Annotated in this window: 30 protein-coding genes and 1 tRNA gene; 13 read left to right on the top strand and 18 right to left on the bottom strand. The window is 57.7% G+C overall.

What is annotated here, in order from left to right:
* The first annotated feature begins 14 nt into the window (after positions 1–14).
* On the top strand, positions 15–1,358 hold the full coding sequence (glmM, locus tag RA28_RS17330; protein ID WP_039531324.1) for a phosphoglucosamine mutase: 1,344 nt from the start codon (positions 15–17) through the stop codon (positions 1,356–1,358).
* Here the strand turns inward: glmM and RA28_RS17325 are convergent.
* Positions 1,355–2,257, bottom strand: a complete 903-nt coding sequence (locus RA28_RS17325; RefSeq protein WP_039531321.1) for a DMT family transporter — start codon at positions 2,255–2,257, stop codon at positions 1,355–1,357. The genes glmM and RA28_RS17325 overlap by 4 nt on opposite strands.
* Positions 2,258–2,335: 78 nt before the next feature.
* Here RA28_RS17325 and RA28_RS17320 point away from each other — a divergent pair, with 78 nt between their 5' ends.
* Positions 2,336–2,641, top strand: a complete 306-nt coding sequence (locus tag RA28_RS17320) for an ArsR/SmtB family transcription factor (protein ID WP_039531318.1) — start codon at positions 2,336–2,338, stop codon at positions 2,639–2,641.
* On the top strand, positions 2,641–3,096 hold the full coding sequence (locus RA28_RS17315) for an SRPBCC family protein (RefSeq protein WP_039531316.1): 456 nt from the start codon (positions 2,641–2,643) through the stop codon (positions 3,094–3,096). Before RA28_RS17320 ends, RA28_RS17315 begins: the two co-directional genes overlap by 1 nt.
* A gap of 45 nt (positions 3,097–3,141) precedes the next feature.
* Here the strand turns inward: RA28_RS17315 and ilvC are convergent, their stop codons facing one another.
* Positions 3,142–4,164, bottom strand: a complete 1,023-nt coding sequence (ilvC, locus tag RA28_RS17310) for a ketol-acid reductoisomerase (RefSeq protein WP_039531314.1) — start codon at positions 4,162–4,164, stop codon at positions 3,142–3,144.
* Positions 4,165–4,295: 131 nt separating this feature from the next.
* Here ilvC and RA28_RS17305 point away from each other — a divergent pair, with 131 nt between their 5' ends.
* Positions 4,296–4,751, top strand: coding sequence for an Lrp/AsnC family transcriptional regulator (locus RA28_RS17305; RefSeq protein WP_039531309.1), 456 nt, complete (start codon positions 4,296–4,298; stop codon positions 4,749–4,751).
* Positions 4,748–5,206, top strand: a complete 459-nt coding sequence (locus tag RA28_RS17300) for an Lrp/AsnC family transcriptional regulator (protein ID WP_039531307.1) — start codon at positions 4,748–4,750, stop codon at positions 5,204–5,206. Before RA28_RS17305 ends, RA28_RS17300 begins: the two co-directional genes overlap by 4 nt.
* A gap of 7 nt (positions 5,207–5,213) precedes the next feature.
* Here the strand turns inward: RA28_RS17300 and RA28_RS17295 are convergent, their stop codons facing one another.
* Positions 5,214–5,915 (bottom strand): GntR family transcriptional regulator, encoded by a 702-nt coding sequence (locus RA28_RS17295; protein WP_039531305.1) that lies wholly within the window; start codon positions 5,913–5,915, stop codon positions 5,214–5,216.
* 230 nt (positions 5,916–6,145) lie between these two features.
* Here RA28_RS17295 and RA28_RS17290 point away from each other — a divergent pair, with 230 nt between their 5' ends.
* The gene (locus RA28_RS17290; protein ID WP_039531303.1) at positions 6,146–7,273 is read left to right on the top strand and encodes an aminotransferase class V-fold PLP-dependent enzyme; all 1,128 of its coding nucleotides are present in this window, start codon (positions 6,146–6,148) and stop codon (positions 7,271–7,273) included.
* A 12-nt stretch (positions 7,274–7,285) separates the two neighbouring features.
* Here the strand turns inward: RA28_RS17290 and RA28_RS17285 are convergent, their stop codons facing one another.
* The 3 genes from RA28_RS17285 to RA28_RS17275 all read right to left on the bottom strand — a co-directional run bounded on the left by RA28_RS17285 (position 7,286) and on the right by RA28_RS17275 (position 9,535).
* Complete coding sequence (locus RA28_RS17285) at positions 7,286–8,482, bottom strand: UbiH/UbiF family hydroxylase (protein ID WP_039531301.1); 1,197 nt, start codon at positions 8,480–8,482, stop codon at positions 7,286–7,288.
* Between the two features lie 74 nt (positions 8,483–8,556).
* Complete coding sequence (locus RA28_RS17280; RefSeq protein ID WP_039531299.1) at positions 8,557–8,805, bottom strand: hypothetical protein; 249 nt, start codon at positions 8,803–8,805, stop codon at positions 8,557–8,559.
* A gap of 85 nt (positions 8,806–8,890) precedes the next feature.
* Positions 8,891–9,535, bottom strand: a complete 645-nt coding sequence (locus RA28_RS17275) for a pyrimidine 5'-nucleotidase (protein WP_039531297.1) — start codon at positions 9,533–9,535, stop codon at positions 8,891–8,893.
* 101 nt (positions 9,536–9,636) lie between these two features.
* On the opposite strand from RA28_RS17275, the gene RA28_RS17270 reads away from it, so the two are divergent.
* Complete coding sequence (locus RA28_RS17270) at positions 9,637–10,284, top strand: GntR family transcriptional regulator (RefSeq protein WP_039531815.1); 648 nt, start codon at positions 9,637–9,639, stop codon at positions 10,282–10,284.
* A 6-nt stretch (positions 10,285–10,290) separates the two neighbouring features.
* Here RA28_RS17270 and RA28_RS17265 read toward each other — a convergent pair whose 3' ends face one another.
* Both RA28_RS17265 and carA read right to left on the bottom strand, forming a co-directional pair.
* Positions 10,291–12,162 (bottom strand): glycosyltransferase, encoded by a 1,872-nt coding sequence (locus tag RA28_RS17265; protein ID WP_039531296.1) that lies wholly within the window; start codon positions 12,160–12,162, stop codon positions 10,291–10,293.
* Positions 12,163–12,242: 80 nt separating this feature from the next.
* The gene (carA, locus tag RA28_RS17260; protein ID WP_039531814.1) at positions 12,243–13,409 is read right to left on the bottom strand and encodes a glutamine-hydrolyzing carbamoyl-phosphate synthase small subunit; all 1,167 of its coding nucleotides are present in this window, start codon (positions 13,407–13,409) and stop codon (positions 12,243–12,245) included.
* Between the two features lie 183 nt (positions 13,410–13,592).
* On the opposite strand from carA, the gene RA28_RS17255 reads away from it, so the two are divergent.
* Positions 13,593–14,075: a GatB/YqeY domain-containing protein gene (locus RA28_RS17255; protein ID WP_039531294.1), complete on the top strand. Its 483-nt coding sequence runs from the start codon at positions 13,593–13,595 to the stop codon at positions 14,073–14,075.
* A gap of 2 nt (positions 14,076–14,077) precedes the next feature.
* Here the strand turns inward: RA28_RS17255 and RA28_RS17250 are convergent, their stop codons facing one another.
* From RA28_RS17250 to ctaD, 3 genes are all read right to left on the bottom strand, one after another.
* On the bottom strand, positions 14,078–14,566 hold the full coding sequence (locus RA28_RS17250; RefSeq protein ID WP_039531292.1) for a DUF2244 domain-containing protein: 489 nt from the start codon (positions 14,564–14,566) through the stop codon (positions 14,078–14,080).
* Between the two features lie 43 nt (positions 14,567–14,609).
* A complete protein-coding gene (locus RA28_RS17245) occupies positions 14,610–15,209 on the bottom strand; it encodes a 2-hydroxychromene-2-carboxylate isomerase (protein ID WP_039531290.1) in 600 nt (199 codons plus the stop codon).
* 154 nt (positions 15,210–15,363) lie between these two features.
* Positions 15,364–17,022 carry a cytochrome c oxidase subunit I gene (gene ctaD, locus RA28_RS17240; protein ID WP_039531288.1) on the bottom strand — a complete coding sequence of 553 codons (1,659 nt, stop codon included), beginning with the start codon at positions 17,020–17,022 and terminating at the stop codon, positions 15,364–15,366.
* Between the two features lie 294 nt (positions 17,023–17,316).
* On the opposite strand from ctaD, the gene RA28_RS17235 reads away from it, so the two are divergent.
* Positions 17,317–17,736, top strand: coding sequence for an HIT family protein (locus RA28_RS17235; RefSeq protein WP_039531286.1), 420 nt, complete (start codon positions 17,317–17,319; stop codon positions 17,734–17,736).
* Positions 17,737–18,173: 437 nt separating this feature from the next.
* On the opposite strand, the gene lipB is transcribed toward RA28_RS17235, so the two are convergent.
* Together lipB and RA28_RS17225 are read right to left on the bottom strand one after the other, a co-directional pair.
* Positions 18,174–18,833, bottom strand: a complete 660-nt coding sequence (gene lipB, locus RA28_RS17230) for a lipoyl(octanoyl) transferase LipB (RefSeq protein WP_039531284.1) — start codon at positions 18,831–18,833, stop codon at positions 18,174–18,176.
* Positions 18,834–18,872: 39 nt separating this feature from the next.
* Complete coding sequence (locus RA28_RS17225; RefSeq protein WP_039531282.1) at positions 18,873–19,532, bottom strand: DsbA family oxidoreductase; 660 nt, start codon at positions 19,530–19,532, stop codon at positions 18,873–18,875.
* 141 nt (positions 19,533–19,673) lie between these two features.
* On the opposite strand from RA28_RS17225, the gene RA28_RS17220 reads away from it, so the two are divergent.
* The 3 genes from RA28_RS17220 to RA28_RS17210 all read left to right on the top strand — a co-directional run bounded on the left by RA28_RS17220 (position 19,674) and on the right by RA28_RS17210 (position 20,588).
* Positions 19,674–19,760 (top strand) — tRNA-Leu (locus tag RA28_RS17220).
* A gap of 44 nt (positions 19,761–19,804) precedes the next feature.
* A complete protein-coding gene (locus RA28_RS22875) occupies positions 19,805–19,987 on the top strand; it encodes a hypothetical protein (RefSeq protein ID WP_039531280.1) in 183 nt (60 codons plus the stop codon).
* Positions 19,988–20,216: 229 nt separating this feature from the next.
* Positions 20,217–20,588, top strand: coding sequence for a hypothetical protein (locus RA28_RS17210; protein ID WP_039531277.1), 372 nt, complete (start codon positions 20,217–20,219; stop codon positions 20,586–20,588).
* Positions 20,589–20,842: 254 nt separating this feature from the next.
* Here the strand turns inward: RA28_RS17210 and RA28_RS17205 are convergent, their stop codons facing one another.
* The 5 genes from RA28_RS17205 to RA28_RS17190 form a co-directional block, all read right to left on the bottom strand.
* A complete protein-coding gene (locus RA28_RS17205; protein WP_039531275.1) occupies positions 20,843–22,027 on the bottom strand; it encodes a vWA domain-containing protein in 1,185 nt (394 codons plus the stop codon).
* 4 nt (positions 22,028–22,031) lie between these two features.
* A complete protein-coding gene (locus RA28_RS22870; protein WP_193747418.1) occupies positions 22,032–22,202 on the bottom strand; it encodes a hypothetical protein in 171 nt (56 codons plus the stop codon).
* Positions 22,203–22,208: 6 nt separating this feature from the next.
* Entirely contained in the window at positions 22,209–23,573 is a 1,365-nt protein-coding gene (locus tag RA28_RS17200) for a DUF2927 domain-containing protein (RefSeq protein WP_039531272.1), read from the bottom strand.
* Positions 23,570–23,959 (bottom strand): GNAT family N-acetyltransferase, encoded by a 390-nt coding sequence (locus RA28_RS17195; RefSeq protein WP_082029846.1) that lies wholly within the window; start codon positions 23,957–23,959, stop codon positions 23,570–23,572. Before RA28_RS17195 ends, RA28_RS17200 begins: the two co-directional genes overlap by 4 nt.
* 184 nt (positions 23,960–24,143) lie before the next feature.
* Positions 24,144–24,989, bottom strand: a complete 846-nt coding sequence (locus tag RA28_RS17190; protein ID WP_039531813.1) for an AAA family ATPase — start codon at positions 24,987–24,989, stop codon at positions 24,144–24,146.
* Positions 24,990–25,359: 370 nt separating this feature from the next.
* On the opposite strand from RA28_RS17190, the gene dksA reads away from it, so the two are divergent.
* Positions 25,360–25,782: an RNA polymerase-binding protein DksA gene (gene dksA / locus RA28_RS17185; RefSeq protein ID WP_039531267.1), complete on the top strand. Its 423-nt coding sequence runs from the start codon at positions 25,360–25,362 to the stop codon at positions 25,780–25,782.
* Positions 25,783–25,816: the final 34 nt, after the last annotated feature.

Below are 25,816 nucleotides of genomic sequence, written 5' to 3'. Positions count from 1 at the left end.
AAGGAGAGCGATGAATGCGCAAGCTATTTGGAACCGACGGGGTGCGAGGGACCGCAAATACGCATCCAATGACGGCTGAAATGGCTCTGCGTATCGGTGCTGCAGTTGGGCGGTACTTCCGCCGCGACGCCTCGGGTGTTCATCGCGTCGTGATTGGCAAGGATACCCGCTTGTCCGGATACATGCTGGAAAACGCGCTCACTGCGGGTTTGACCTCGACCGGCATGAACGTGCTGTTGCTGGGGCCGGTGCCTACGCCGGCTGTTGGTCTGATGACGCAATCGATGCGTGCGGATCTGGGGGTCATGATATCGGCCAGTCATAACCCGGCTGAGGATAACGGGATCAAGTTCTTTGGGCCGGACGGGTTCAAGCTGTCCGATCACGCTGAGATCGAGATAGAGCAGTTGATTGAGCAAGGCGTCACGCCGGCACAGGCGCAGAACATTGGCCGTGCGCGTCGCGTTGATGATGCACGTTTCCGATATGGCGAGCGGGTGAAATCTTCGCTGCCGCGTCAGGTCCGGTTCGATGGTTTGAAGGTTGTGATCGACTGCGCCAATGGGGCGGCCCACCGAACGGCGCCCGAGGTCCTTTGGGAACTCGGAGCCGAGGTGATACCGGTTGGCACCGCTCCCAACGGGAAGAATATCAATCAGGATTGTGGATCGACCAAGCCGCGCGTGGCGGCGGAAACCGTTGTGGCTCATGGCGCGGATGTCGGTATCTGTCTGGACGGAGACGCGGATCGCGTCGTCGTGATTGACGAGACCGGCAAGGTGGCTGACGGCGATCAGCTGATGGCTTTGCTGGCCGGTGCTTGGTCACGAGCCGATCAGTTGAAAGGCGGCGCGCTGGTTGCGACCGTCATGTCGAACCTTGGGCTGGAACGTCATCTGACGGGGCAGGGGCTGCGCCTTGAACGCACCGCGGTTGGCGACCGTTACGTCGTCGAGCGTATGCGTGAAGGCGGCTTCAATCTGGGCGGCGAGCAGTCCGGCCATATCGTGATGAGCGATTATGCCACCACCGGCGATGGGTTAATGGCTGGCCTGCATTTCCTTGCCGAGATGGTTTTGACGGGGCAACGAGCCTCGGAACTGGCACGCCAGTTCGACACCGTTCCGCAATTGCTGAAAAACGTGCGCTACCAGGCTGGGCAAGTTCCACTGGAAGCCGAGGGCGTCAAGGCTGCAATCGTTGATGCTGAAGCCCGTCTGAGTGGGCAGGGGCGTCTGCTGATCCGAAAATCCGGGACCGAGCCGCTGATCCGGGTGATGGCGGAATGTGAGGATGATACGCTTTTGGCACAGGTTGTGGATGGTATTGTCGCCGAGGTCGAAGCCGCAGCGGGTTAGCGCCCGATCAGCATCTTGCGCAGGCTGAACCATTGGCTGATTGCCAGCCCGGTTAGGATCATCAGCAAGGCGATAAAGAACCGCAGCGGCAGAGCTTCGGACAGGATCAACGCGCCGAAAACCATCGACCAGATGGGCACCTGATAGTTCACCAGCGTCATGAAGACCGAACCCGCGCTGCGGATGATCGACACGCGCAGCAACGTGGCAAAAGCGGTCGGAATGAGGCCCAGAATGATGATGGCGAGGCCAGACCGGGTACCTTGCCATGAGGGTATGCCTTCGGTGGTCAGCATGATCGGCAGCAGGATCACCGCGCCAACAACCAGAGTCAGGGCCGACAGGGTTACGGGATCAATCGGCGGGCAGCGGCGCGTCAGGATGGATGAGATGGCATAGCACAATGCCGCGCCGATACAGGCCAGTTGCGCCAGCGGCTCGGCCCCTTGACCCAGCTGGGCAAGGCCGGGGCCGATCAGCACGAGCGCGCCGGAAAAGCCCAGTGTTACACCGACCAACCGGCGCAGGTTCATCGGCTCATCCGAGAAGAAATGCGCCAGTGGAAGCACCATCAATGGCACCGCGGCCATCGACAGGCCCGCAAAAGCCGAAGGCACGTATTGCTGACCCCAGCTCAGCAACACAAAGGGCAGGGCGGTCGACAGCACGCCGATCACCGTGATTGAGACCCAAAGCGCGCCATTGATGCTGGGTAATCTGCGCCCAGTGAGCCGCATCAAAAGCAACAACATCACCGCGCCCAAGGTTGTGCGTGCCGTTGCCACGGTGACGGGGCTGTAGCCTTCAAGCGCTATGGCAACAACCATGAACGTCGCGCCCCAGATGAGGCCGAGAGTGATTACGCCGCCCCAGTCGCGGTAGTCGGGTTGTTGAACCATTCCATCCCCTTATCGCGCGAAGCTAACAGTGTCACGCGCTGATCTTGACAGAATGTAAGTTGCGACTTACCGTAAGGCATGACTTACGAAGATGCGTTTTCTGCACTGGGCGATTCCACCCGTCGGCAGGTCTTTGAGGCCGTTTCCGATCGCCCTCGGGCGGTGGGGGAGTTGGCCGCTGGTATGCCCGTCAGCCGCCCTGCGGTTTCGCAACATCTGAAGGTTCTGTCCGATGCCGGGCTTGTGGTTTGCCGAACCGAGGGCACTCGCCGGATTTACGCCGCGCGGCCCGAGGGTTTGGCAGAGTTGCGCGCCTGGCTGGATCGGTACTGGTCAGATGTGCTGGAACGCTATGCCGCCGAAGTGAATGAGGAAAAAGAGTGATGACCGAACCAATCGTCAAAACCATTGTCGTGAACGCGGCACCGCAGCGCGCCTTTGATGTTTTTGTGAACCGCATTGCGAAATGGTGGCCGCTGGACGGACATGCCGTATCTGCCGCGCAAGGCCAGCCCGCGCTTGCTGTAGTGATCGAGCCGCGCGTTGGCGGGGCCGTGTACGAGACGATGTTCGACGGTACACGCTCAGATTGGGGCGAGGTTCTGGTTTTTGAGGAAAACAAGCGGCTGGCCTTCAGTTGGCATCCCGGCACAAACAAGGATCGACCCACACGGGTTGAGGTCGCATTCGAATCGCAGGGGGACCAGCAGACCAAGGTGACGCTGACCCATTCGGGCTGGGAGGTTTGGGCGACCGAAGCCAGCGGGAAGCGCACCGGTTATGACAGCGGCTGGGATCACGTTTTGGGTGAATGCTACGCAAGGGCCGTCATGAACTAAAAAAGGCGGCCACCGGGGCCGCCCTGTTGCTGACAGAAGTCAGGTTTAGTTCTTTTCCTTGTCGACCATTTTACCGGCCGAAATCCAGGGCATCATGGCGCGCAATTTTGCACCGGTTTCCTCGATCATATGCTCGTCGTTGGCACGGCGCGACGCTTTGATGGTCGGCTGGCCAACCGCGTTTTCCAGCATGAAGTCACGAACGAATTTGCCCTGCTGGATGTCGTCCAGAACCTCTTTCATACGCGCTTTGGTCTCGTCGTATTTCAGGATACGCGGGCCGGTGACGTACTGGCCGTACTCGGCGGTGTTCGAGATCGAGTAATCCATGTTGGCGATGCCGCCTTCATAGATCAGGTCGACGATCAGTTTCACTTCGTGCAGACACTCGAAATAGGCCATTTCGGGCGCGTAGCCAGCCTCGACCAGCGTTTCAAAGCCGCAGCGGATCAGCTCAACCAGACCGCCGCACAGAACGGCCTGTTCACCGAAGAGGTCGGTTTCGCATTCTTCGCGGAAGTTGGTCTCGATGATGCCCGAGCGACCGCCACCGATGGCCGAGCAGTAGGACAGGCCGATTTCCAGCGCTTTGCCGGTCGCGTCGTTGTCGACGGCAACCAGGCAGGGCACGCCGCCGCCTTTGGTGTATTCGCCACGCACGGTGTGACCGGGGCCTTTGGGGGCCATCATGATGACGTCGACGCCCTCTTTCGGCTCGATCAGGCCAAAGTGGACATTCAGGCCGTGGGCAAATGCGATCGCAGCACCCGGCTTGATGTTGTCATGCACATATTTCTTGTAGGTCTCGGCCTGCAGCTCGTCGGGCATGGTGAACATGATGACGTCGCACCAGGCCGCAGCTTCGGCGATGCCCATGACCTCCAGACCTTCGGCTTCGGCTTTCTTGGCCGAGGGCGAGCCTTCGCGCAGGGCGATGACCAAGTTCTTGGCGCCCGAGTCGCGCAGGTTCAACGCATGGGCGTGGCCCTGGCTGCCATAGCCGAGGATGGCCACTTTTTTGTCTTTGATCAGGTTGATGTCGCAATCGCGATCATAATAGACGCGCATGTTGCCGGTCCTTTCTGTTTCGATTGCGGTGCTTCTATCCTGCGCCTTTGGTATTGGCGAGAGGGTTGGGATTGAGTATTTGTGAAAAAGGCGAAGAATAATTCGTTGATTTTGAGGAATACGGAAAATTCATGCTTGACGATGTGGATCGGCGTATTCTGCGCCATTTTCAGGTGGAACCGAGCCTGACAACCGCCGAACTGGCCGAGCGCTGCCGGATCAGTTCCGGTGTCTGTTGGCGGCGCATTGAGAAGATGCAGGCGGCGGGCATCATCGAAGGGCAGGAGGCTGTCATCGATTGGGCCACCTTGGGATACGCGGTCGAGGTGTCCTTGCGGATCACCTTGGACAAGACGCAAGCGCGGGCGTTTGACGAGTTCACCGCTGCGGCGCGCGAGGTGGCTGAGGTGATCGAGATTCAGACCTTTCTGGGCCGGGTCGATGTACGCCTGTCGGTTCTGGCGCGTGACATGGCGCAGTATCAGCAGGTTTATCGCGACCGGATCCTGACGCTGCCACATATCGCGGACATCGAGGCGTTGATGCACATCGCGCGGGTCAAGCGGGACGAGGTTCTACCGGTATGATCGAACTGGACGAGATCGACCGGATGATCCTGCGCGCGTTGGTTCAGGATGCGACGCAAAGTGCCGGGGAGCTGGGGCGTCGCTTTGGCCTGTCACAACCCGCGACGTGGCGGCGGATACGCAGGCTGGAACAGGCCGGTGTGATCAAGGGGCGGCGGCTGCGCCTAAACGCCGGATCACTGGGTTTTGGCGTCACCGTATTTCTTGGGATAAAGCTCGCCCGCAAGGGGCAGGTGAGCCTTGAGGATTTCGAACGTGCCGTGAGCGCGATCCCTGAAGTTCAGACCGTTGAACACGTTTTGGGACTGTACGACTATCGCTTGCGGGTCGTGGCGCGCGATATATCCGATTTTGAACGGGTTTTGCGGCGGCGTATCATGACCCTGCCGGGTGCCGGTGATGTAGAGGCGAATGTTCTGCTGAGCGAGGAGCGCTTGCCCGGTCCAATCGGCTAGACTTGGGTCAGTACCGAGAGCGTATGCAATAGCCGGGGTGGTGTGTCATCCGGGCGAAGGTCATCGGCTGCCCGTCTTTCCAAGTCGTACGTTCCAGCTGAATCATGGACGCGCCGGTTGTTGTCCCCATGAATTCCGCAAGCCGACCATCGGCAGATACGGCGCAGAACGAGATTTCAGCCTCGGTAAACGGTGCCGCATTCAGCAGCCATTCATGTGGACCGCTGTTGCTCAGATCGGCATGTTCGACCTCGGGAACGGCGCAGATGTTGATCCAGCGCTCCTCCAGTTGAAACGGCCGGTTGTCGGCATAGTGCATACAGATCACATGCAGCACCCGCGCGTCCGGCTCTACGTTCAGTTGCGAAGTAAGCCATCCGGGGCTGTAGACCACTTTTCGCTCGACAAGGGCATAACGATATGCCGAGTTTTGTTTCTCGACCGCTTGGCGGGCCAAGGAGATCTCAAGCTTGGCCTGCTTTTGAGGTTCCTTGGTGACGCGTGTTCCGCTTTTGCGCTTGCGCTCGACAAAGCCTTGTTCGGCCAGTTCGCGCAATGCGCGGTTCACGGTCGCGCGGGCGCAGTTGAATTCTTCGGCCAATTGAGTTTCGGTCGGCAATAACGAACCTTGCGGCCAAATCCGCGACTCGATCCTTCGTTTGACTTCATCTCTTACAACTTGAAAACTAATCCGCTTTTGCGAAGCCACTGGCTATAATATCCTTCTTATTCAAAGCCCGGGTATCTGTTCAGAAACACATCAGGGTGTAAATAGACGGTGACGCTGATTGACGTCATTTCTTCTATTTGTTGCATGGGGAATTCGAAAACAAAACCTTGGGTTGCTCTTTCCCTTAGGTCAATTGAGCATAATTCTTTGCGCCTTTACCGCCGCTTCAAGACGGTGCAGAAACGATTCAGTCAAGGAAAGGACATGTCATGCCAGCATTGTTGAATACCGTGGATCCCGATGGTCTGGAGGAGTTTTCGGTCGTGTTCACGGACCGTTCGCTGAATCATATGTCGGCTGGCTTTCAGCGCGTCATGCGCGACATTTCGGACATGTTGCGTGATGTGTATGGCGCGGAAGGCGTTGCGGTCGTGCCCGGAGGTGGCACCTTCGGGATGGAAGCCGTGGCACGCCAGTTTGCGCGTGACGCCAAGGCAGTGGTCGTTCGGAACGGGTGGTTCTCGTACCGGTGGAGCCAGATATTCGAGACCGGAGGTCTGACGGCTGAAGCGGTTGTGCTGAAAGCGCGGCAGACGGGCAATGTCAGCCCGTCCCCGTTTGCACCCGCACCGATTGATGAGGTTATTGAGACAATACGCACCGAGCGCCCGGATATTGTCTTTGCCCCGCATGTGGAAACGTCCGCCGGAGTGATTCTGCCCGACGATTATGTGACCGCGATGGCCGATGCGGCGCATGAGGTCGGTGCGTTGATGGTTCTGGATTGCATTGCCTCGGGTTGCGCCTGGATTGACATGAGGGCGACCGGTGTCGACGTCTTGATATCAGCCCCGCAGAAAGGGTGGAGCGCGACGCCCTGCGCGGGTCTGGTGATGCTGTCAGAACGGGCCGAGGCGCGGCTGGCGGAAACAGAGTCGGACAGTTTTGCGATCGATCTGAAGAAATGGCGGCAGATCATGCAGGCCTACGAAAATGGCGGTCACGCGTATCATGCAACCATGCCGACGGATTCATTGCGGGCTTTCCGAGACACGATGATAGAGACGCGCGACTTCGGCTTTGACAAACTGCGCGATGCGCAATGGGCTTTGGGCGATGGTGTTCGGGCGATTTTGAAAGACAAGGGCGTCGTTTCGGTTGCGGCGGACGGGTTTGGCGCCCCCGGCGTGGTTGTCAGCTATACGGCGGATCCCGATGTTCAGAACGGAAAGAAATTTCTGGCCCTTGGGACCCAGATTGCGGCCGGCGTTCCGCTGCAATGCGACGAGCCGGAAGGATTCAGCACGTTCCGTCTGGGGCTTTTTGGACTGGACAAGCTTTATGATGTGGATGGCACAATCGCCCGATTGAAAAGTGTTTTGGATCAGGTGCTGTGACACAGCTGGAGTTCAGCGCACACCAAGGCCCATCTGCATCAGGGTTTTGCGCACGGGTGGCAGGGAATACAGCGCGTTAAGCCCCATCGCCCGTGCGTCGCGCAGTGGACGCGCCTCGATCATTGATGCGCGGTTCAGCAAATCGATACCTTTGACCCGCAGCGCAATATCGGTGTGCCGGGTCTTGTGGTAGGTCTCAAGCATTTGCGCGTCCCCCAAACCGTCCGGCCGTGCCTGCGACAGTTCCAGCAGGCACCGCAGATCGCTGAGTGACATGTTCAAACCTTGCGCGCCAATCGGCGGCACCACATGGGCGGCTTCGGCCATCAAGGCAATGCGTTCGCCCGACAGCCGCTCGGCGGATTGGCTGATTATCGGCCAGATCGTCCGGCGCGAGGCCAGCTTCAATGGTCCGAACAATCCGCAGGATCGCTTGGTCATTTCGGCCTCGAAGGCCGCATCATCGAGGTTTTTTAACTCAATCGCGCGTGGACCTCTTTCCATCCAGACAATTGCCGATGACGGCTGCCCCTGCCAATCGGGCAGTGGAACCAGTGTGAAAGGTCCGCCTGAACGGTGGATTTCGGTCGACACGTTCTCATGCGCGATTGGATGCGACACCGCGAAGGCAAGCGCCTTTTGACCGTACCGCGTTGTATTAACCGAGATTCCGGCGGCTTCGCGCATAGGCGATCCGCGTCCGTCGGCAGCGACCACCAATTTGCAACGCACGCGACTGCCATCGCTCAGCCCGACACGCGCCTCGCTCGTGCGGGTAAACAAGCTTTGGGTGCCGACGCCCGGACGGAAATCGACATTTGCAAGATCGGAAAGGCGGGCAACCATTTCCCGACGCAAAAACCAGTTGGACAAATTCCACCCAAAAGGCTGATCCGAGATGTCGGTGGCGTTAAAATCCCGCACAACTCTTGGTTCGGGTATGTCTCCGCCGGCATCAACGATGCGCATGATCTGAAGGGGCGCGGCTTCGGCTTCCAATCGTTCCCATAACCCGCACTGTTCCAAAAGGGCGCGTGCGGGTTGCAAAAACGCAGTGGTGCGCATGTCGGACCCTTCGACATCCCGTTGGGTCACCGGTGGCGTGGGGTCTACGCAGATCACGTCGAACCCTGCGGCGCCGAATGCAGCGGCTGCGGTCAGTCCGGCGATCCCGCCGCCGGAAACAAGGATGTCACAGCTTTCTGTCATTGCGATCAACTCCGTACCGCGCGGACTTTAGTGGTGTTTCGGTATGTTGGCCAAGTGACATCCTGTCCCGCGGTCTAGCCGCGGGAAATCAGGATAAGAATCAGGAACATGATCGGCACCATGATCAGGGCAGGGATGTAAAGGCCGGGCAGGCCAAACAGCATTATCGAGCAGCCCCAGATACTGACCAGCGCCGCCGCTGTGTAATACCAATCTTCGCCCGAGCTATTGGCCAGGTCGCGGGCCATCCAGCCAAACAGGGGTATCGCAAATAAAAGGCGCTGCCAGACTGGCAGGCGCCGAGGCATGTCGATCGCGCTCATTGGGATCTCCGTTCTGTTCGTCGCTAACTCGATATAGGAGTGATGCTGCAGCTGCAGAATGTGCGGATCGTCGCAGTGTGACAGCCTATCGCAGCCGTGCCAGAAAGCCGGTCAGGTCGTCGGTATGGTGGTGGATGTGATCGGCGTCATGTGGGTCCGGTGCCACGTGGACTGTGCGCATTCCCATTTCGTGTGGCGCAGCCAGATTTCTCGGCTCGTCCTCAAACATGGCTGCCTTCTCGGTCTGAATTCCGTCTTGCGCGAAGACAGCCTCAAAGGCCGCGCGTTCCGGCTTGGGGCGATAACCTGCATGCTCGACACCGTAGATTGCGTCAAACAGCCCGCTCAGGCCGCGTGCCGCCAGAACACGCTCGGCGTAAGGGGCGGAACCGTTGGTGTAGACGATGCGCCGACCGGGCAGGGCGCGGATGTGATCGGCCAGCGCCGCATCGGGTTCCAAATGGCTCATGTCGACCTGATGCACCGCATGCAAGTAGGGGTCGGGGTCCAGGTCATGTTCTGCCATAAGCCCGGCCAAGGTGGTGCCGTATTGCCGCCAATAGTGCGCGCGCAGACGGTCCGCTTCGGACCTTTCCACACCGATGGCGCTGACCACATAGTCCGTCATCAGCACTTCGATCTGATCGAACAGCCGCATTTGCGGCGGATAAAGCGTGTTGTCGAGATCGAACACCCATTGGGTGACGTGAGAGAAAGCCAGTTTAACCATAAGTCCGGGTTTAGGGCGCGCGATGCGGGTTTTCAATGGTCACTCTTGATCGCGCCCCGTTTCGACGGATAGACATGTCCGAACGAGGAGAAAAACATCCCATGCCCCAGTCCAAACAGTCGAACACAGACGCTTACAGCCTGATACTCGAAGCAATCGACGTCGGCGTCTACAAACCCGGTGACCGTTTGGTCGAAAGCGAACTGGCGGAACGGTTCGGCGTGTCGCGCACCCCGATCCGCGAAGCGTTGCAAAGGCTGGAAACGCAGTCTTTGTTGGAGCGGGACGGGCGGTCGTTGATCGTGGCTTCGCTGACCCACAACCAGATGTCAGAGCTTTACGTGGTTCGGCGCGAGTTGGAGGGGTTGGCGGCGCGCCTTGCGGCGCGTCACGCAACGCCCGAGGAAATCAAGGTCCTGCAAGAGATGGTCGCGGAAGACGACGCGCTGGTTGATGACCCAACAGCCCTGTCGCGGGCAAACAGACGTTTTCACGAGCAGATTCACCTGGCCTCGCACAACCGCTATCTGGTCCAGCAATTGGATCTGGTGCATCGAACAATGGCCTTGATGGCGACTACATCGCTTGCGGTTCAGGGGCGCGGAGAGATTGCGCAAAGCGAACACAAGGGGATCGTCGCGGCCATTGCGGCACGGGATGAGGACGCGGCAGACAAGGCCCTGAAGGATCACATTTCAGTCGCGTTCATGACGCGCTTGAAGCAGGACGCAGTGCAGCGCGAGAAGTAGCAGCGCTTAACCGTCCAACGCCTCTTCGCCCGCGTGACCATGTTCCGTTTTGTCCCAAAAGAACGGATCAACGACCAGTTCCCATAGTGCTTTGTACGCCGCCAGAACGCCTAGCGGGTAATACAGGACCATCGTGGCGGCCCATGGGACCAGGTACGGTCTTTTCCCGGCAATGACGCCAAGCGACCCGACCAGAAAATTCAAAACCTCGGCCGCGAGAAAGAAGTAGAGGCAAGGCAAAAGGATGTCCGCGTCAATTATGCCTTGAAGAGGGTGGGACAGACTCAGCGTCTGAAGCCAAAAAACCCAAAGAACCGGGGCCAAGAGAAATTGCCCGATGGTGCCCAAAAAGAAGGCTTGAACGCCCAGAAAACGTTTGACCCCAAGATCCCGGAGCAATCGCAGCGGTGTGCGCATGTGCACCAGATACGTCACCATGAACCCCTTGAGCCATCGCGAACGCTGCTTGACCCAAGACCACCTGCGGAAGTTTGCCTCTTCATACGTCGCGGTGTTCACGATTTCGGTGCGATAACCCGCCCGGCTGAGGCGTACGCCCAAATCGGCGTCTTCTGTCACATTGTGAGCGTCCCAGCCGCCCAGCTCCAGCAATTTGTCCCGGCGGAAAAAGAATGTGGTTCCCCCCAGCGGCACAACAAGGCCAAGGCGCGCGATTCCGGGCAAGATTACGCGAAACCATCCGCTGTATTCGATCGTGAAACAGCGCGACCGCCAGTTTGTGCGCGGGTTGTAATAGTCCAGCATGCCTTGCAGGCAGACGACTTCGTCAGGCGCATCGGTAAATCTTTGCGCTATGATTTCGAGTTGATCGGGGGCGGGCGCGTCTTCAGCGTCCCAGACGCCAACGATTTCCCCGCGACAGAAATCCAGTGCATAGTTCATCGCGCGGGGTTTTGTGGTCAGTTTTCCGCGTTCCGGAACCTCGATTGCGCGGATCCAACTTGGAAGATCCACCTTGTCCAGAGCCGCCCGGGTCACGTCGTCGCGCGCTTCAAGCACCAAAATGACGTCCAGCAACGCCTTGGGATAACTCAGGCGCCGCAATCTCGTGATCAATGCATTCGCTATTTCGCGTTCCTTGTAGAGCGGAACCATGATCGAGATGCAGGGCAATCGCGTCGGGCCGACTTGGTGTTCGCGGGGACCGGATTTCCGGCACAAAATTGATGTAGCCGCGCCAAAGACCCTAAGCGCTGTGAACATCGAAAGCGTTCCAACTGCGGCCCAGAACACTGCGTACACTGCGAGCGTTGGCGAGATGACGCATGTGGCACAAATGGCCAATACCGCCAAGGTCGCCCAAAACCGTGACCCGGTTTGCCAGTTGCGGCAACTCTGATCCGCCTCGACCCGTGTTTCCGCAGTTTTTGCCAATTGCGCCGAATGACATCTGGCGATTGCAGTGTCGATCTGCTCGGGCCCAGCCAGAACCGGTACAACCGTCAAATCGCAGTCCCGCAAGGCATCTGACACCTCGGCAAAGTCGTCCGGACGGGCGGTTGCAACCAACAACAATGGTCCCATTCTAAGCCATGGGACGACATTGTGTTTCAGCCAGAATTCAACAGGTTTCAACGCGCAGAGCTCGGGCGTTGGTGGGGCTTCTGTCAGATCAGCGATTTGCCAGCCGCTCTGCTCGGACAGCGCCGTCAATACATCCTCACGACTGGCCCAGCCCTCTCCAACCAGAATTTCGCCGAGCGGGGCGTTTTGGCGGGCCTGCATCTGCAACGCGCGCACCAGTTGGCGTCGCGAGATGATTCCCCGGTCCACGAGACAGGTGCCTAGCGGTTTGCGGGCCTGCGGGCCGGGCACCGGCTTTGCCGATTTCAATTGCTGTAAATTTAACTCAACCATACGCAAACCCTGCCAGACCAAACAGGCGGCAGGTTTGCTGAAACAGGGTTAACGGCTGGTTAATTGGCGACTATGCCAGATTAAACCTGCGCTTTTTGTTCCGCCATAGCGGCGGTGAAACGCTCAAACAGATAGAAACTGTCCTGTGGTCCAGGCGAGGCTTCGGGATGATATTGCACGGAATAAACCGGACGATCCGTCATACGGATCCCGCAATTCGATCCGTCAAACAGCGACCGATGCGTTTCCACCACGCCCTCGGGCAGTGATTGCGCATCAACAGCAAAGCCGTGATTCATAGACGTGATCTCGACCTTTCCGGTTTCCAGGTCCTTGACCGGATGGTTTGCGCCGTGATGTCCGTGGTTCATTTTCACGGTCTCGCCACCCAAAGCCAGCGCAAGCATCTGATGCCCGAGGCAAATTCCGAAGACCGGCAGGGTGGTCGTGTCCAGAACTTCCTTGATCATCGGGACGGCATATTCGCCTGTCGCCGCCGGGTCGCCTGGGCCGTTGGACAGGAAAACGCCGTCGGGGTCATGTGCCAAAACCTCGGCTGCTGTGGCGGTGGCTGGCAGCACGGTCACGTCGCATCCTGCAGACGCCAGACACCGCAAAATGTTGCGCTTGGCGCCGAAGTCGAGCGCGACAACTTTATGAACTGGCGCTTCATGCCGCTTGTAGCCATCGGGCCACGCCCACCGCATTTCATCCCAGCGGTAGCTTTGGGCGCAGGTCACGTCTTTGGCCAAGTCCATGCCCTCAAGCCCTGCAAACCCACGCGCAGCCGCGACAAGTGCCTCGATATCGAATTTGCCTTCGGGGTCATGCGCCAGCGCAACATGTGGCGCGCCCTGCTGGCGGATCGCACGGGTCAGGCGGCGCGTGTCAACGCCGCCGATCGCGATGCGACCGCGACGCGCCAGCCAGGTCTTAAGTTCCTCGGCCGAACGCCAATTCGACGGCTCGGTCGGGTCCCATTTGACCACCATGCCAGCGGCGACAGGATCACCGGTTTCGTCATCCTCGGGGTTCACGCCGACATTGCCGATATGCGGGAATGTGAAAGTCACGATCTGCCCGGCGTAGGACGGGTCTGTCATGATCTCCTGATACCCGGTCATGGCGGTGTTAAAGCACAGTTCGGCCACGGTCTGACCCGTTGCGCCGAAGCCCATACCGTAAAACAGCGTTCCGTCGGCCAGTGCCAGACATGCGGTGGGCTTGGACGGGGCGTTCTGGGCCATGGCGCGACTCTCCTGCAAGGTAAACGGACGCATACCTAAGGGGGATACACGCTCTGGTCAAGCCTGTTCAAATTTTGGGCTATTGTTAAGAATCAATGGCTTAGCTGTACTTGTGCACCATTGTGCCCGGCTTTTTGTTTCGATATGGTCAGGGTTCCTTTGCCATGGGGATGGATACAACAAATGGATATGCGATCACGGGTGAATGTCGCCCTGAAGCAAGCAATGAAAGACAAAGAGGCCGAGCGGCTTTCGACATTGCGCCTGATCAATGCCGCGATCAAGGATCGCGACATCGCAACACGTGGGACCGCAAATGACGAGGCCAAGGGTTGCGGTGACTCGGATGTCCTTGAAATTCTTGGTAAAATGACCAAGCAACGCAAGGAAAGCGCACGCGCCTATGAAGAGGGCGGCAGGCTGGATCTGGCGGAACGTGAACTGCGCGAAGTGGAAGTGATCGAGGAGTTTCTGCCAAAACAATTGGACGACGACGAAGTCGCCAAGGCGATTCAGACCGCGATAACGTCCACCGGTGCAGGCTCAATCCGCGACATGGGCAAGGTCATGGGCGAGTTGAAAACCCGCTACACCGGCCAAATGGATTTCGGCAAGGTCGGACCAATGGTCAAAGATCACCTTTGCGCGGCAACAAACGGCTGCTGATTTCAGGCTGCGGGTGCCCGCAGCCTTTGCACCAGATCATCATACAATGCCACGCGTTCCTCTTCTGACAGGAATGCGCCGATTTCGACCTGTCTGCCATCACCGGCCAGCGTGATGTAATTGGGAACCGGGCCGCCCTGAGCGTGTATCTCGGGACGCGCCCAATAACGGTTGCAAGACCATTCCAGATCGCCTTTGCGCGGGTCGTGATGGACCAGATGCGCTTGGGTGGTGCTGAGGGTCAGAACTTCGGACGCGCTGCGGGCGCGGTAATTCATCTCGAAGGCCAACCACAGTCCCAAAACCGTTACCAGCAGGAACGGCAGCAGCCCCCACAAAAGCACCGAGCCCAATACGGCAAAGAGAGGGATCAGGCCGAACAGGAACACGGCCAGAACCACCGCCATTGCCCCGCGTGGGGGTAATGAGTTGTGGGGCCAAAGGCGCAGTTCCTGATCCCCGTCGTGGGTTTGCGTCCATTCATACGGCATGGCCGATACCTAGCCCAGGTTGCTGCAAAGTCGAAGTAGCAATTTACACGACGTGACCGACCCGAGCCCAGGAAAACGCATCGTCAAGGCGGTCATCGCCCCAAAATACCTCGCCGCGAACAACGAAGCTTGGTGCGCCGAAAACGCCGAGTTCGGTGGCCGTGTCCGTTTCGGCTTCGAGTGCGCTGACCGTATCCGGGCTGCGGGCGCGCGCGAGGACAAGGCGCGGATCCTGCTGACAGCGGTGCAATGCCTCGGACAAGGCAGCGTCACTTCCGGCTTCTACGCCATCCTCGAACCAGACGCGATAGAGCGACTGAACGAAGGTTTGGCCCCATCCCTCGCTCATACCCAACAGGGCAACCTGGTTCGCAAGCGGCAGATCGGAAATCGGGTAGGGCGCGGGCAAACTGGCGTGAATGTGGTACTTGGCCGCGCGCCGTTCGATGTCGCGCCACATGTAGGCGGATTTCACCGGCTTGCCGGCAAATGGGACATTCTGCTGAACCGACATCACCGTTCGCACGTTGAAAGGACGCCAGTGAACGGTCGCGTCCCGCTCGCTGCACCAATCGTCCAGGCGCATGATCGTCAGGAAGCTATAAGTGCTGCCAATGGAGAACCAAAAGTCGATTTCTGGCATCTGTACCCTCCGGTTTGCCGGAAAAGCTGTACGAACCAGAATAGCGTATTTTTGTCGATCTGGCGACGTGCCTGCCGGGCTGGCGGGTCAGACGATGCCCTAAACGAAAAAACCCCGCCAATTCAGGCGGGGTTTTCTTTGGATTAATTTGAGATCAGTGCGCGTGGCCCTTATCCCAGTCTTCCTGCTTGGGCAGCTGCTCGAACGTATGTTCAGGCGGCGGCGAAGGCAGGGTCCATTCCAGCGTGTCCGCGTATTCGTTCCAGTAGTTGTTCTGGGTGATCTTTGCGCCGCGGAACAGCGCGTAGAACACGATGCCGAAGAACAGCAGGAACGAAGCGAAGGACACAAATGCACCAATCGAAGAGATAAAGTTCCACTGGGCGAATGCCTCGGGGTAGTCGATATAGCGGCGCGGCATGCCCTGACGACCCAGGAAGTGCTGTGGGAAGAAGGTCAGGTTGGCACCAATGAAGAACATCCAGAAGTGAACCTTACCCCAGAATTCCGAGTACTGACGACCAGTCATCTTGCCGAAATAGAAGTACACGCCGGCAAAGATCGCAAAGACCGCACCCAAGCTCATCACATAGTGGAAGTGTGCCACCACGTAGTAGGTGTCGTGATAGGCGCGGTCCACACCGGCCTGCGACAGAACCACACCGGTCACACCACCAACGGTGAACAGGAACAGGAAGCCAAAGGCGAACAGCATCGGAGTTTTGAACTCGATGGATCCGCCCCACATGGTTGCGATCCACGAGAAGACCTTAACACCGGTCGGAACCGCGATGACCATCGTGGCCAGCATGAAATAGGCCTGCTGACGCAGCGACATGCCTACGGTGTACATGTGGTGCGCCCAGACGACGAAGCCCAGAACACCGATCGCGATGATCGCCCAGACCATCGGCAGGTAGCCGAAGATCGGCTTGCGCGCGAAGGTCGCGATGACGTGACTGATGATGCCGAAACCGGGCAGGATCACGATGTACACTTCCGGGTGTCCGAAGAACCACAGAATGTGCTGATACAGGATCGGATCGCCGCCGCCAGCCGGGTCAAAGAAGGTGAAGCCAAAGTTGCGGTCCATCAGCAGCATGGTGATCGCGCCTGCCAGAACCGGCAGCGAGAGCAGAATCAGCCATGATGTGACGAAAATCGACCAACTGAACAACGGCACTTTGAACAGGGTCATGCCCGGCGCACGCATGTTCAGGAAGGTGGTGATCATGTTGATCGCGCCGAGGATCGAGGAGGCGCCCGATACGTGCACGGCGAAGATCGCAAGGTCCATGGACATGCCGCCCTCGGTCGTCGACAGCGGCGGGTACAGAACCCAGCCCACACCCGAGCCGAGCTGGTCGTTACCACCGGGGCTCAGCAGCGAGGCCACACCCAGAGAGGTGCCAGCGACGTACAGCCAGAAGGACAGGTTGTTCATCCGCGGGAACGCCATATCCGGCGCACCGATCTGCAACGGCATGAAATAGTTGCCAAAACCGCCAAACAGGGCAGGGATGACAACGAAGAACATCATTAGAACACCGTGATAGGTGATCATAACGTTCCAAAGATGTCCATTGGGGGTGCAAGGATCGGCCATGAAGCCTTCGAGGCACATGTACTGAACACCGGGGTGCATCAGTTCGAGCCGCATATAAACGGTCATCGCGACCGAGATAAACCCGGCGACAGCCGAGAAGATCAGGTACAGAATCCCGATGTCCTTGTGGTTGGTCGACATGAACCAGCGCTGGAAAAAGCTGCGCTCGTCTTCATGATCGTGACCATGAATGGCTGCGTCTGCCATTATAGGTGCCTCCTGTTGCAACTGCACCGCGCAGCCAGACCTCTCCGGCGCGCGGGATTCCTGCTGGTTTTAGAATGCGAAGGGGCGACCTTCAATGGTCGAGTTTGATATGGATCAAGATTAATTGTCGCGGGCAACCTGGGTTGCGCGCGTGTTCTTGATGCCCGACGCAGCTGATCTGGTCACTTTCAATGCAATTTCAAGGGCCGATCGTCGGCGCCGAATTCGCGGCTTGACCCGTGTCTGACCCGACAGCACAACAGGGTAAAGCGCCACCACGTCGGAGACCGAAAAATGACCGCCTATGACACCGAAAACATCTTTGCCAAGATCCTGCGCGGCGAAATTCCCGCAACCCGCGTTTACGAAGATGACGAAACGCTGGCCTTCATGGATATCATGCCGCGCACGGACGGGCACCTGCTGGTGATCCCGAAAACGCCATGCCGCAATGTGCTGGACGCAACGCCGGAACAACTGGCCTCTGTCATCGCAACGGTGCAAAAACTGGCCCGCGCCGCCAAGACGGCCTTTGACGCGGGCGGTGTCACGATCCAGCAATTCAATGAGGCCGCAGGCGGGCAGGAGGTCTTTCACCTGCATTTCCATGTTTTGCCCCGGCAAGACGGCGTTTCGATGCGTCCACCGGGACAGATGGGGGATTTTGACGAGATCGCCGCGCATGCAGAGAAAATCCGGGCCGCACTGGATTGATGTTACCGCGTTCCGGGCAGGCTTCAAAACTTCTGCTTTTGTGTTTTCGTGCCCTGAATTCAGCGCACATTAATCGTGTCGCGAAAAATCAGCGCGCCGAAATGTGAAATTGTTGCGCGCAGGGCGACAGAGTGTCATGACAAAACGGTCGAGAATTGCCGTTCCGATATGGGGTCGGAACGGCAGACTCGTAACCAATCACAAGACGGATTTCGCAGGCAAGCCTGAGATCACCGGTTAACACACCACTCACTCGTGAACGGCGATCACATACTACGTGGTCTGGTTTGGTTTGTATTGGTGCGAAGTAAAGAAACCCTGAATTTTAAACGATTTTTGATTAACGGATGAGCAACGAATTCGCCTTTGCGAAACAGAATGCACGGGACAAGCAGATTGTCGTTCCGATGAACATCAATTCCCGATTCGAGTTTTGCTCAATTTTGAACTGAATCGGCGAAAGCATCTTCAAACGTACGTTGCAAGGCCACATCAACGTCTGCCATCGTGACCGGCAATCCAAGATCAACCAGTGACGTGACGCCGTGTTCCTGAATCCCGCATGGCACGATCCCCGAAAAATGGCTCAGATCAGGTTCGACGTTGATCGAGATACCGTGAAAACTGACCCATTTTCGCAAACGTATGCCGATGGCAGCTATCTTGTCCTCGGCGGGGTTGCCCAGTGCGGTCAACGGTTTTTCGTTACGCTGAACCCAGACGCCAACACGCCCATCGCGTATCTCGCCCTTGACGTTGAATTCATCCAACGCGTCAATCACCCAGGTCTCGAGCTGTTTGACGAAGCGACGCACATCATGCCCGCGCTTTCCCACGTCCAGCATCACGTAAATCACGCGCTGACCCGGCCCATGATAGGTGTACTGCCCGCCGCGCTTGCTTTGGTAGACTGGAAATCGGTCAGGATCAGTCAGGTCCTCAATCCGCGCTGACGTGCCTGCCGTATAAAGCGGCGGATGCTCCAGCAACCAGATACACTCATCGGCCTCTCCCGCAGCTATCGCTGCCACGCGCGCCTCCATAAAGGCGACGGCGTCGTCGTAATCGGTCAGCCCGTCAGTCGTCTTCCATTCCATGACACGTCCTTAGACAGTTCAGCGGGCAGGGGAAAGGGATCAGGCGGCTTCGGCCCGGCAACGCTTGAGAACCTGCGCATAGGTCTCAGTTCCCTGCGCGCCGGTCAAAAGGTATTTGCCGCCAAACACCATCGACGGCACGCCCGAGATCCCGCGGCTTGTCCAAAACTGCTGCTTTTCTCGTACAGAGCCCACGTGACTGCCCGAGGCCAGAACCTGACGCGCAAGATCCGTATCCAGCCCTGCCGCCGTGACGGCACCGAGCAAAACATCAAGGTCCGACACGTCTTGTTGCTGCGTGAAATACGCGTCAAATAGCGCAAGTTTCAGCGGGTGCTGCCGCCCTTGGGCTTCGGCCCAGTCTAACAATTGATGCGCAGAAAAAGTATTATAAATCCGACTGTTGTCGTTGAATTTGAACGTAAATCCAAGATCGACGCCCAAAGCTGTCAACCGATCGCGAGCCTGTTGGCTGTGTTCCAGAGTGGATCCGTACTTCTCGGCAATGTGTTCACGCAGGTTTTGACCATCCGGCCCCATCGTGGGGTTCAGTTCGAATGGATGCCACCTGAGGTTCGCCAGAACATTTTCCTGCTGCAACGCAAGATCCAATTGGCGAAACCCTATGATACACCATGGGCAAACCACGTCCGAGACAACGTCGATTTGTATGATCGGGCGGGGATCTGCGGGCGACATGATCAGCTCCGGGTTTATGTGGCCAAGGGTTCTGAACGCAACATAAGAAGGATCGGCATGAATTCAAACCAATCCCGATTTTTGCCTCTTCACATCCATCTGATCAACGTCTATACGCGCCTCTACCAAGTCATTGGCAGTGCGGTCGTGGCGGAATTGGTAGACGCGCAGCGTTGAGGTCGCTGTGGGGTAACACCCGTGAGAGTTCGAGTCTCTCCGTCCGCACCAAATGATTGACTTGCAAGAGGTTGCTTCGTCGAAAGTTACGACCATTGGCGCCTTTTGAGATAGATGTACGCGTGTGTAAGGGCCTCTTTAAAAGAGGCAAAGAGCGCACGATCAAAAATCTCAGTCCGAACGAATATCAAGCGATCATCGGCAAGAAAGAGATCGTTCTTGGTCTCTCAATGCTGGGCCAAACTGTCTCATTGGCGCTGACTTCGGCCATGGGCTGATGTCGGCATCTGCGGCATCCAGTTCGGTAAAGACTGCAAGGTAAGAAACGCCGGTAAATTAATGGGTTGCAATCGGCGCGGCTTTGCGAGAAGCCGCCACCAGATAAATGCCCCAGAGTGCCCTGGGCGTTGTTCCATAAGCCACATCGGTTGGCGATGATTGAATGAACCCAAACGGCGATTGGCTCAAACTTGCATAGTCAATCCACGAGGAATCGGAGAGTTTCAAATGAGCGAAGATCGAGTCACCATAGGTCTCATCGGTGAACTTGCGACAGCAATTCCCGAGGATCAGTGCGACGTTGCCCACGAACGGTTGGAAGAGATCGATCTTAGGCTGAATTCCGAAGGCACGTTTGTGTGCCATATCCACACCGAAGTTCCGCTGATCGACAATTTCGGCATTCATTTTCTCACCAATTGGGAGGTGGAGCGCAACAGATTCCACCAAAAGGTTTCAAATCTTGGCTTTCACATCCATCCGGACAACATCCACCCTTTCGTGGATCTCTGGTATGATGGCGCCGAAAGCAACCACGAAGAGCTAACCGTCCGAAATTTCCGCGAACTCACAAAGCAGAAAGATGTCTTGGACGCATAACACTGCATTCGATTTGCAAGCTTCTGCAAGAGTGTGCCGCCCCTGGCAAACTGGGGTAGTGTAAATTATCGAGGATAATTGGGCTGCCCCGCAAACTGCTACAGACCGTTACGCTGAGTTCTTATGCAGGAACGCACCATTTTCCAAAAGTGCATTGTCAGAGTAGCGGATACGGCTCAAAGCGCTTGTCACGTCAAAGAACGCAGCGCACGCATCTGGAAAGCTTCGCGGACCATTACGCAAACACCAATTTGCTACCGGGTCAGCTCGCGCATGCCCTGCTCCAGACCAGCCAGTGTCATTGGAACCATGCGGGTTTCGAAAATTTCGCGGATCATGCCGATCGAGTGAGTGTAATCCCAGTACTTCCTTGGCACCGGGTTGATCCACAGGTTCGATGGCCATTGCTCGCGTGCACGTTGCAGCCAAACCTGGCCTGCTTCCTGGTTCCAGTGTTCATTCGCGCCGCCGGGGTAGGCGATTTCATAAGGGCTCATCGAGGCGTCGCCGACAAAGATGCATTTGTAGTCCGACCCATACGTGCGCAGAACTTCGTGTGTGGGTGTTTGCTGATCCCAGCGACGGCGGTTGTCGCGCCAAACGCCTTCATAGAGACAGTTGTGGAAATAGTAATATTCCAGATGCTTGAACTCGGACCGGGCGGCCGAGAATAACTCTTCGACCACCTTGATATGCGGGTCCATCGACCCGCCGACATCCAGAAACAGCAGTACTTTTACCGCATTGTGGCGCTCGGGCCGCGTCTTGACGTCCAGATAGCCGTGCTCTGCTGTCGCGCGGATGGTGCCGTCCAGATCCAGTTCCTCGGCAGCGCCCTCGCGCGCCCAGCGACGCAAGCGCTTAAGAGCGACCTTGATGTTGCGGGTGCCGAGTTCAACTGTGTCATCCAAGTTCTTGAATTCACGCTTGTCCCAGACTTTCACGGCCCGCCGGTGGCGACTTTCCTTTTGACCAATGCGCACGCCCTCCGGGTTGTAGCCGTATGCCCCGAACGGAGAGGTGCCGGCGGTGCCGATCCACTTGTTTCCACCCTGATGGCGGCCTTGCTGCTCTTGCAGGCGTTCACGCAGCGTCTCCATCAGCTTCTCAAACCCGCCGAGCGCCTCGATTTCAGCCTTTTCCTCGTCAGACAAGTGCTTTTCAGCCATCTTTTCCAGCCAATCCGACGGGATGTCGACAGCTTGCATGACCTGCTCGAAACTTATCTCGTTCAACCCTTCAAAGCTGGCGGCAAAGGCGCGGTCGAACTTGTCGATATTGCGTTCGTCTTTCACCATAGACACGCGGGCCAGGTAGTAGAACGCCTCGATATCATAGGTCGCCAGCCCTTTCTTCATGCCCTCCAAAAACGTCAGGTATTCCCGTAAGGACACGGGAATGCCGGTTTTTCGCAGGTTTTCGAAGAACGGCAGGAACATCTGACTAAACCACGAACCGCACAAGGATCAGAGACAGGATCAGACCGAGCAACGCAAAAGCGATGCCATACCCGGCGGCGTATTGCGCCATGTCTGCGCCGTTTCCATTACGCTTGCGCGCCTTCAAAGCCCCCAGCACGGCACCCAATAGGGCCATTCCCAAAACCACCAGCATCTGTCGTCATCCACCCGTATTGCGCGGGGCACCCTGAGCGATTTCCTGTGTCACCGAGCGTACCACCAAATCCGAGCCGAAGCCGTACCGCGCCCAACCGATACTGTCCAGTCTGGCGGTTCGTGCCTGATCGACCCGACCGGACTGACGCAACGCTTCGGATTTCAGCAGCATCAGCGTGGCCATCAGGGCGGCATTTTCGGCCCGTGTCATGACGGCGATGGCCTGGTTCAACTCGGGCAGAACCTGCGCACCGCGCCCCTGCGCAAGCTCATAAGCCGCTGTCTGGGCCGTGATGTGCGCTCTGTGTACTTCGGTTCCGGGGGTGGCCTGAAGGTATCTCAGCGCGATCTGGTATTGCTGCAACGCGCCATCCGGGTCATCGAACTGACTCATACGGCCCAACAGGTAATGTGGATAGGCGCGGCGCTGATCGGTCCAGCCCTGAGCCTGTCCGATCCTCAAAGCCTCTTGCGCGGATCGCACGCGACGGGGTGAGGGGGACCCGGGCCCAAGCGCCTTCTGAACGGCATTGATCCATTCGCGCGGCGTTTCGGATTGCGCCTGTTTGGCGATGGTTTCGCCACGCGGATTCAGTCGACGCAGGACCTTGGGCATAACTGCCGACACCTGTTCGCGCGTCATGCCATTTCGCAATTCCGGTGCGTAGGCAGCCCGCAGGATCAGCATATCGAAACCGGTCAGGATCGTATGAAAGTTGTCGTCGTTAAAGACCGAGTCGGGCAGGTGGTACAGATCGTTCAACGGACCAAGCGCCTGTGCCAATTCTTCGTGCAGGCAATCGCGCATCTCCTGCGGGCTGACGTCATACGGGATGAAGATTCCAATCCGTTCGCGCTTGCGCAGTTGGGTCCAGTTGCTTTTGGCTTTGCGCCGGTCGCGGCGATACTCCTCTAGGCTCGAGGAGTTGGGAACCACGAAACAGGCCGCTTGCGGCAGAATGCGGCGGATCTGCTTTTGGCTGACCGCTTCGATCGTGATGTTGGCCTGACCGTCGGAGATCTGCTGAATGTCGATGCCGGCCTCGCGCCGTAATCGCGACAACAAGCGATTAAGGTCGGCTTGCATCGTGGCTGGCGGCGATCCGGTCAGGCGCAGCGTTATCGGTTCTTCAAAACGCGTGAAAACCGGCAGTTCCGCGCCGCTTTCCAGCGCAAAGTGCAGCGCGATAAAGTCATCCGCGATATTGGCGTTCGACCGGGCCGGAGGAACGGGTCGCGTCGCACCAAAACTCTGGGTCGGGGGCAGGGCAGCTTCGACCATTTTCTCGCGGGTAGGCAATTCCGTCGGTGCGACCGTGTCGCACCCGGCCAAGCCCAGAGCCATCAATACCGCCGCCCACCGCTTCATGATCGCTGATACCGGATGAAAGGCGTCAATTTTCCGATGCGGTCATACAGCTTGCGGGCCGTATGGTTGAAGTCCTGCGTCAGCCAATAGACCGAAGGCGAGCCTTGTCGGTCCGCCTCATCGTAAACGGCCTGAATGAGCGCACGTCCAACGCCGGTTCCACGCGCGTCGGGTTTGGCGAACAGGTCCTGCAGATAACAGACGTTTTCCGCCTTCCACGCGTGGCGATGAAACAGAAAATGCGTCAGCCCAACAAGCTGCCCGTCCGCTTCGGCAACGAAGCACGAAAAATCCTGCGGATCGTCGCCCAGCAGTCGCGCAAAGGTCATGTCATAGATTTCGTCCGCGACCGTCGTTTCGTAGAACGCCAGATAATCGCGCCACATATCCGCCCATTCTTCGCGGTCGTCAGGTCGCAATGATCGGATCAATGGTGCGTCGGGCAATTGAGTGTCCTGTCTGCTCGGAACTTAATCCCCGACCGCGCCGGAGCTTATGCGAAACGATGCTGGCATCCGGTTTGATCTATGGCAAGAGACGATAGGCGGATCAGCACCAATTGTGGCGGGATCACCTCTTGCTGCGTGCCATGAAAGCAAGGCGTTCGAACAAATGCACGTCCTGTTCGTTCTTCAACAATGCGCCATGCAGCTTTGGCAGGGCGTTGGCCCCGTCGCGTTTCAAATCCTCGGAAGTCAGATCTTCGGCCAAAAGCAGCTTCAACCAGTCCAGAACTTCCGAGGTCGAAGGCTTTTTCTTTAGCCCCTGCGTTTCGCGGATTTCATAGAACTGGGTCAACGCTGTCGTCAGCAGGGCGTTTTTGATACCGGGGTGGTGGACCTCGACAATTCTGCGCATTGTCGCCTCGTCCGGGAACCGGATGTAGTGGAAAAAGCAACGACGCAGAAACGCGTCCGGCAGTTCTTTTTCGTTGTTCGAGGTGATTATGACGATGGGCCTGTGCTTTGCTCGGATGGTTTCCCCTGTTTCGTAGACATGGAACTCCATCTTATCGAGCTCTTGCAGCAGATCGTTGGGAAACTCGATATCTGCCTTGTCTATCTCGTCGATCAGCAGGACCACCTTTTCGTCGGCGTCAAACGCCTGCCACAGCTTGCCTTTGCGAATGTAGTTGGAAACGTCGTGCACACGCGCGTCCCCCAACTGGCTGTCGCGAAGACGGCTGACGGCATCATATTCGTACAGCCCTTGCTGAGCGCGGGTGGTGGACTTCACGTTCCACTCGATCATCTTGAGCCCAAGCGCACCGGCCACTTGTTTGGCCAGTTCGGTTTTTCCCGTACCCGGCTCACCCTTTACCAATAACGGACGTTCCAGCGTGACGGCGGCGTTCACCGCAATCGTCAGATCGTCCGTGGCGACGTATTCTGCGGTACCTTCAAATCGTGCGGTCATCGGGGCCTCATCCGGATCGTTTTTTGCGCTGCGTGACCGGGTTACAGAGCGTAGAACCGATTTACAAGCGGCCCGCGGCAACCGAACATCTGACCCCGCCGTTGACGGTGCGTTAATTTCATTGATTCGTTGTTGCAACCGCGACGTGATCGCAGTGGCCGCCTTGAAATCGCCCCGCCTGTTTCACAGAAAAACGGTGATTTGTGCACATAAGTCTCAGAATTAGACCGGCAATTATAACGGGGCGTCGGGTCTACGTTTGTGTAGTGACATTCCCACGTCCGTCAGATAAACGCTGCGCAGAAGGGGGTGCCAAATGTCAGGTGATACTACCGCGACCGACGTTTCTGGCCATACCGAGGGAGCCAATATGAAGCAGGAAGTTTTTCTGCCGGAAGACTATCGACCGGCCGAAGATGAACCTTTCATGAATGACCGCCAGCTTGAATATTTCCGCCGCAAGCTGTTGGATTGGAAGAATGAACTTTTGGCGGGCAGCCGCGACACAATCGAAGGGCTGCAGGACAACACCCGCAACATCCCGGACGTTGCCGACCGCGCAAGCGAAGAAACAGACCGCGCGCTTGAACTGCGCACGCGGGATCGCCAGCGCAAGCTGGTCGCCAAGATCGACTCGGCGCTGCGCCGGATTGACGAGGGTGAGTACGGTTACTGCGAAATGACGGGTGATCCGATTTCGCTGAAACGTCTGGACGCCCGGCCGATTGCGACCATGACGCTTGAAGCGCAGGAACGCCACGAGCGCCGCGAGAAAGTTCATCGCGACGACTAAGCGTCGGACCACAAAAACCAATCGACGCCAGAGC

Source organism: Ruegeria sp. ANG-S4 (assembly GCF_000814005.1).
Lineage (GTDB): Bacteria > Pseudomonadota > Alphaproteobacteria > Rhodobacterales > Rhodobacteraceae > Ruegeria.
Note: the sequence above shows the minus strand (reverse complement) of the source record. Positions and strands in the feature narration are given on the sequence as shown.